The 6,804-nt window shown below is 46.5% G+C and carries 6 protein-coding genes; 5 read left to right on the top strand and 1 reads right to left on the bottom strand.

Annotated elements, in window-relative coordinates:
* Positions 1 to 621 precede the first annotated feature (621 nt).
* Genes B9T16_RS23865 through B9T16_RS23855 form a run of 3 tightly spaced genes read left to right on the top strand, consistent with a single transcriptional unit; the run spans position 622 to position 4,691 of the window.
* Positions 622 to 3,981 carry a Swt1 family HEPN domain-containing protein gene (locus B9T16_RS23865; RefSeq protein WP_410245941.1) on the top strand — a complete coding sequence of 1,120 codons (3,360 nt, stop codon included), beginning with the start codon at positions 622 to 624 and terminating at the stop codon, positions 3,979 to 3,981.
* Positions 3,982 to 4,010: 29 nt separating this feature from the next.
* On the top strand, positions 4,011 to 4,484 hold the full coding sequence (locus tag B9T16_RS23860; RefSeq protein WP_006616388.1) for an MEKHLA domain-containing protein: 474 nt from the start codon (positions 4,011 to 4,013) through the stop codon (positions 4,482 to 4,484).
* A gap of 21 nt (positions 4,485 to 4,505) precedes the next feature.
* Positions 4,506 to 4,691, top strand: coding sequence for a hypothetical protein (locus B9T16_RS23855; RefSeq protein ID WP_410245940.1), 186 nt, complete (start codon positions 4,506 to 4,508; stop codon positions 4,689 to 4,691).
* On the opposite strand, the gene B9T16_RS23850 is transcribed toward B9T16_RS23855, so the two are convergent.
* Positions 4,683 to 5,192: a hypothetical protein gene (locus B9T16_RS23850; RefSeq protein ID WP_006616959.1), complete on the bottom strand. Its 510-nt coding sequence runs from the start codon at positions 5,190 to 5,192 to the stop codon at positions 4,683 to 4,685. The genes B9T16_RS23855 and B9T16_RS23850 overlap by 9 nt on opposite strands.
* Before the next feature lie 63 nt (positions 5,193 to 5,255).
* Here B9T16_RS23850 and B9T16_RS23845 point away from each other — a divergent pair, with 63 nt between their 5' ends.
* Positions 5,256 to 6,173 (top strand): histone deacetylase, encoded by a 918-nt coding sequence (locus tag B9T16_RS23845; protein ID WP_410245939.1) that lies wholly within the window; start codon positions 5,256 to 5,258, stop codon positions 6,171 to 6,173.
* A 27-nt stretch (positions 6,174 to 6,200) separates the two neighbouring features.
* Positions 6,201 to 6,770, top strand: a complete 570-nt coding sequence (locus B9T16_RS23840; protein ID WP_014276707.1) for a DUF4126 domain-containing protein — start codon at positions 6,201 to 6,203, stop codon at positions 6,768 to 6,770.
* Positions 6,771 to 6,804 lie beyond the last annotated feature (34 nt).

The raw sequence follows: 6,804 nt of genomic DNA, 5'->3' as shown, positions 1-6,804 counted from the left end.
TCAATAATGAATAATAGTAGGGGCGGGTTCTACTGTCAACTCTCGGACCCCACCGGGATATAAATAAACCCGCCCGACCCCACCGGATAATTGATATAGCCCTCACCCCAAACCCCTCTCCCAAGGGGAGAGGGGCTTTGAAAAGTGCCTCACCAATCCACCGAAACCCTATAATTAATAATTGTAGGGGCGGGTTCTGCTGTCAACTCTCGGACCCCACCGGGATATAAATAAACCCGCCCCANCCCCACCGGATAATTGATATAGCCCTCACCCCAAACCCCTCTCCCAAGGGGAGAGGGGCTTTGAAAAGTGCCTCACCAATCCACCGAAACCCTATAATTAATAATTGTAGGGGCGGGTTCTGCTGTCAACTCTCGGACCCCCACCGGGATATAAATAAACCCGCCCCACCCCACCGGATAATTAATAATTGATGATTAATAATTGTAGGTGGTGCGTCAGATTAATAAAATTTGCCGTTAACCCAGTAGGTTATCCCTCTGACGCACCCTACGTTAACAGGGGGTAAATTGTGGGAAAAGTGGGTTATTTTGAACAGGTGAACAAAATGTGCGGTTTGGGCATACAATTAATCTATATGACGCATCCTACTTGATTATGGCTATCACCAATTACGAGAGAGTTAGTCGCGCCCTGGGGATACTTCGAGATGGATTGTATCCTTTTGTGGAAAGGGAAATGATATCTAAATATGGCGATCGCTGGTTAACGCCCGCCAGCGCCTCCCTCCCGGATAATTATGTTAGCCGAAAATCTGTAGATGCAGTCCTCAAAGAAGATGTATCCGCCCTGCTGATAATTATGTGGGAACATTGGAATGATGCATTTCGCCAAACCCTAGGAAGAAGTGAACGCAGCATTGTCAGCGAATTGCGCGATATCCGCAACAAATGGGCGCACCAAGCCACCTTTTCCACTGATGACGCTTACCGCGCCCTCGATAATGTCGCCCGCCTATTAACGGCTATTTCGTCCCCAGAAGCCAGCCAGGCAGAAAAAGAAAAAAACGAATTGATGCGATCGCGTTTTGAAGCGGAAGCCCGTCGCGAAAAACGTAAAGCCACCGTTACACCCACGGAAGGAAAACCTCAAGCCGGACTGAAACCTTGGCGAGAAATTGTTACGCCTCATCCTGACGTGGCTTCCGGGAATTTCCAGCAAGCAGAATTCGCGGCGGACCTATGGCAAGTATACCTTGATGAGGGGTCCGATGAATATAGAGACCCGACAGAATTTTATCGCCGCACTTACCTAACCGAAGGCTTAAAACAGCTTCTCAGTAATGCGCTGCTGCGGTTAACTGGTCAAGGGGGAGACCCGGTAATTGAATTACAAACTAACTTCGGCGGCGGCAAAACTCACGCCATGTTAGCCCTCTATCACCTTTGCCAGGCGATCGATATTCATAACTTACCAGGGATGGAAGAGATTTTTCAACAGGTGAGTTTGTCTAAGCCTCCCCAAAATGTGAATATTGCGGTTGTGGTGGGGAATAAACTACCCCCCAGTGGCATTAAACCCTATGGAAAAGGTAACGGAAAGCGTCCCCCGGTGATTAAAACTCTCTGGGGAGAGTTGGCTTGGCAATTGGGAGGACAAGAAGGTTATCAAATGTTGCGGGAGGCTGACGAAACGGCGACTAATCCCGGTGATATACTTAAACAACTGTTTAACCGCTTCTCGCCCTGTTTAATTCTGATTGATGAATGGGTCGCCTATGCTAGACAACTCCATGATACGCCTGATTTGGTGGGGGGGAGTTTCGACACTCAGTTTACTTTTGCCCAAACTTTGAGCGAGTCGGCTAAAAACGCTAAGGATACGCTGCTGGTGGTGAGTATTCCAGCATCGGATATTGAAAAAGGCGGCGAGAGGGGATACGAAGCGACGGACAGACTCAGAAATGCGATCGGTAGGGTAGAGTCCCCTTGGCGACCGGCTAGTGCTGAGGAAAGTTTTGAAATTGTCCGGAGGCGCTTATTCCAGCTTACTACAGATCCGCTTCTATTCGCTCAACGAGATGCGGTGATTAATACGTTTTGTGATATGTATCGGGGAAATAGCCAGGAGTTTCCCACGGAGACTAAAGAGGCTGACTATAAACGCCGAATGCGAGAGGCTTATCCTATTCACCCGGAATTGTTCGATCGCCTCTATTCGGACTGGTCGGGTTTAGATAAGTTTCAGCGCACCCGTGGGGTTTTGCGTCTCATGGCTAAGGTGATTCATACCCTCTGGGAACGCAATGATGCTAATCTGTTGATTATGCCGGGAAATGTGCCGATGGATGACTCTCAGGTGCAGTCGGAACTTACCCGCTACCTAGATGATAACTGGATTCCGATTATTGATAAAGATGTCGATGGACTTAATTCTTTACCCCTAACTATTGATGGTGAAAACCATAATTTCGGCCGCTATTCGGCTTGTCGGCGCGTTACCCGCACGATCTACATGGGGTCAGCACCAACGCTGAAAGCTGCTAACCGTGGCTTAGAAGACCGTAGAATTAAGCTGGGTTGTGTGCAACCTGGGGAGACGGCGGCGACTTTTGGGGACGCACTCCGACGACTGAGCGATCGCGCGACGTATCTCTATGTTGATAATAACCGCTACTGGATTTCTACTCAACCTAATCTTAATCGCACTGCCCAGGAAAAGGCTGATCAATTTCTCACTGAAAGCGATCGTCATAAGGTTTGGGAGGAAATTGTTAAACGACTCAAAAAAATTGGCGATCGAGGTCTGTTCTCTGGGGTTCATGTCGCCCCCAATTCTAGCTCGGATATTCCTGATGATAACAGTTCGGGCGTGCGTCTGGTGATAGTCCACCCACAAAACCCCCACGACCAAGGCTTAAATTTAGATAGTCCGGCTCACCAATGGGTTGATCATGTGTTAAACTACAGGGGCAGTAGTCGCCGCCATTATCAAAATACCCTCTTGTTTTTGGCAGCCGATAAAAGGCAGTTAGAATGCCTCGCAGACAACACGGCTAAATATCTCGCCTGGGAATCAATTATTGCGGAAAAGGAGGAGTTGAATTTAGATCCTTCTCAGGCTAAACAAGCCCACAACAGACTCCAGGACTCTGATCAAGATGTTGAAAACCAGATTTCCCAAACCTATCAATGGTTATTAGTCCCTGAACAACCAGACCCCCAAGAGGCGATCGTCTGGAAAGCTACCCGCCTCCGTAGCCCTGAACCTTCCCTAGCACTTAGCGCCAGCCAAAAAGCAGTCCATGAAGCCTATCTATCGGATACCTACGCGGCGGAAAATCTCTGTTTGGAATTTCTCGAAACGTTCATCTGGACTAAGAAAAACCACATCAGTCTACAGGACCTATGGGAGTATCTAACTAAATATATCTATCTCCCCCGCCTCAAGGATGAAAACGTTTTACTAGAGGCGATCGCGTCCGGCGTATACTCCACCGTTTGGAGTCAGTGGTTCGCCTATGCCCAAGGCTTCGACCCGGAAACCGAAACCTATCAGGAACTGAAAGCCGGAGAATCCATCAATCCTACAATAGCTCAAAATAGTCTAATTGTCAAGCCGGATGTGGCTCAAAAACAGTTACAACTTATGCAGCAGCCCAGCCCCAATTCTTTGGGGCAATATTCCACCGCCTCACCGGGTCAGGAAAGCCAGGCACATATCATAGTCGGGGAGACTATAACCGCAGCAAATTATGGGGCTTCCCTAGCCGATAAACCGTCGCACAGACGCTTTTATGGGGTGGTAGAAATTGATGCTTTACGACTCAACAGAGACGTGGGAATAATTAGCGATGAGGTGATTCAACATTTAATCTCTCTGAAAAATACGAAGGTGAAAATCACCCTAGAAATTCAGGCAGAAATTCCCGAAGGTATCCCGGACAATGTAGCCCGGACAATTATAGAAAATTGCCAAACGTTGAAATTCCAGCAACAAGGCTTAGAAACTGACTAACTGTTAATAATATATCAGCATTAAACCCTATGAATAATCACCCTATATGGCAACAGGAAAGTGTGATTTTAAACAATCAATTAATGATTCGGAGTTTTGAATATTGGACAGGTAAACAATTAATCAATACCCAGGGCACTCCGGAACAGATATCAAAGGCACTATTTGAACTGCCTTTTCCGGTATTATGTCACGATACACAACCCGACCCAATTTTTAATTATGGTAATCAAAAGGCGATGGAATTATGGGAAGTCACCTGGGAGGAGTTAACCCAAATGCCTTCTCGATATTCAGCAGAGGCGATCGTCCGAGAAGACAGGTTAAAGTTATTAAAAACTGTGGCAGAAAATGGCTACATAGAAAACGGCACAGGAGTCAGAATATCAAAGACAGGTAGGCGTTTTGCTATCTCTAATTTGACAGTGTGGAATGTCTTAGACAACCACAATAATTATTGTGGTCAAGCCGCCACCTATAAAACTTGGCAATATCTTGATTAATTATCAATTTTCAATTATCCGGTGGGGCGGGTTTATTTATATCCTGCTGGGGATGCCAAATTGACGGCGGCGGGGCGGGTTTATTTATATCCTGGTGGGGATGGAAAATTGACGGCGGCGGGGCGGGTTTATTTATATCCTGGTGCGGATGGAAAATTGACGGCGGAACCCGCCCCTACAATTAATAATTGTCAATTATTAAATTAATTTTTGCTTGAGTTGCTGTAATTTTTCGGGGGTCAGAATTACTTTAACATCCAATAATTGTGCCTGGTCTCTAAATAGTATCATTAAGCCATTATTGCCAACAGCAATATGAGGATTTTCTAGGTTTACGGTGTCATATTTCAGTTCAGGAATACTAACTTTAAGCACCAGTTGCTGTTGAGATTGAGAGAAAATATAAAGCTGTTGGTGGTCAATGTCAAGGAATAATTTTCGGGGGGTGATACTACGTTGGTCTGCGCTGTTTGGTTTACTCCAAAAAATTGTGATTCCCCTAATTTCGGGGTTACAAATAACAAAATTTTCGTCAAACTTTTGGGGTTCCCAGTTTAACTGACTGGGGTCGGTATCCTCTGCCATAAGTCGCTGTTGCCAGTCGATTTTAATATTCTTGAGGTTAGCCCACCATTCTCGGATAACTTCCAGGTTATTGGCATTATCAGGGTTGCTGCTGCCGGACTCCCAAATAATTGTGGTATCCATGTTAATTGTCTCTAGTTGAATTTACTATTAGTTAGATTGTACAACTTGGATATGCACTGATTGATGAATTTGCCGATTGTTTTTCATCCTGACTATGTAGCGCCCTTGCCACCAGGACACCGTTTTCCGATGCCGAAATTTGGGTTACTTTGTGATATGTTGCTAGAAGAAGGGGTAATTAGGCGATCGCAACTTCACCTACCCAAACTGCCACCCACTGAGTGGATCGAATTAGTCCACCACCGGGACTATGTAAAGGGTTATTGTGAGGGTACATTAGACCCAAAAGCCCAACGTCGCATAGGTCTCCCCTGGAGTCCGGCATTAGCCCAACGGACTTGTGTCGCGGTGGGGGGGGCGATATTAACCGCCAAATTGGCATTATCTCACGGTCTCGCCTGCAACACCGCCGGAGGGACTCACCACGCTTTCCATAACTATGGATCTGGTTTCTGTATATTCAATGATATGGCGATCGCTGCCTGTGTCATGCAAAAATTAGGACTAGCCAAAAAAATCCTGATTGTGGATCTTGATGTACACCAGGGGGACGCAACGGCAGTCATTTTCCAAGATAACCCCCATGTGTTTACCTTTTCAATGCACTGTCAAGCCAACTTTCCGGCTAAAAAACAAACAAGCGATCGCGATATCCCCCTAGCTGTGGGTATGGAAGATGAAGAATATTTGCAAATTCTAGCCAGTCATTTACCGGACTTACTTACGGAATTTCGCCCGGATCTAGTGATCTATGATGCAGGGGTAGATCCCCATATTGGCGATCGCTTGGGAAAATTGGCCCTAACTGACTCTGGGTTATGGCGGCGGGAAATGCAAGTTTTGTCTACCTGTGTGGGAATGGGATATCCGGTGGCGGGAATTATTGGCGGTGGTTACTGTGAAGATATGCATGGCTTGGTTTACCGCCATTCTCTACTACACCGCGCCGCTACGGACGTTTACCGCCAGTATCGCCTGTAATTTGGATCATAGTAATAAACTGAAAATATGATGATGATAAATTATCTGTTAGGGATTTTTTGCGGGGTTGGTTTAGGTGCGGCCTGCGGGTTTAGAATATTTGTACCCCCGGTAATTTTAAGCACAGCGGCTATATACGGCGATTTTGACCTACCCCCCGACTTAGAGATTTTGGGGACCGAGACGGGGTTAATAGCGGTGGCTACTCTGTTAGCTGTAGAGGCGATCGTCTATTTTATGCCCGGAGTAGATCACGCTTTAGATATCCTGGAAGCACCGATCGCTATGGTGGTGGCTACTTTGATTGTAGCTGCATTTTTACCAGAGATGGAACCTCGGTGGATGTGGACAGTCTCTATAATTTTGGGGGCTGGATCAGCCGGAATTATTGAGATGTTAATGGGTATTACCCGTGTGGCCTCTACTATGGCAACCGGAGGCTTGGCTAATCCATTGGTATCCACAATGGAGTTGCTCTGCGCTATGATCTTATCAGTATTGGCGATTTCTCTGCCTATATTGGGGGCGATAACAGTGGCGATCGTACTGGTGTTGGCAGTCCAGAAAATTTTGAGACGTAATTGGCAGCGATCATAAGTTTCGATATAGGATTTCACCCCCCCCACAGTTG

Source organism: Arthrospira sp. PCC 8006, assembly GCF_046480465.1.
GTDB classification, from domain to species: domain Bacteria; phylum Cyanobacteriota; class Cyanobacteriia; order Cyanobacteriales; family Microcoleaceae; genus Limnospira; species Limnospira platensis.
The sequence above is the reverse complement of the archived record's forward strand: the minus strand, read 5'-3'. Positions and strand labels throughout refer to the sequence as shown.

Bases quoted from the DNA above. Each gene is read 5' to 3' on its own strand.
- B9T16_RS23860 (WP_006616388.1), top strand. From the start codon at position 4,011: ATGAATAATCACCCTATATGGCAACAGGAAAGTGTGATTTTAAACAAT.
- B9T16_RS23840 (WP_014276707.1), top strand. From the start codon at position 6,201: ATGATGATGATAAATTATCTGTTAGGGATTTTTTGCGGGGTTGGTTTA.
- B9T16_RS23865 (WP_410245941.1), top strand. From the start codon at position 622: ATGGCTATCACCAATTACGAGAGAGTTAGTCGCGCCCTGGGGATACTT.
- B9T16_RS23850 (WP_006616959.1), bottom strand. From the start codon at position 5,192: ATGGATACCACAATTATTTGGGAGTCCGGCAGCAGCAACCCTGATAAT.
- B9T16_RS23845 (WP_410245939.1), top strand. From the start codon at position 5,256: ATGAATTTGCCGATTGTTTTTCATCCTGACTATGTAGCGCCCTTGCCA.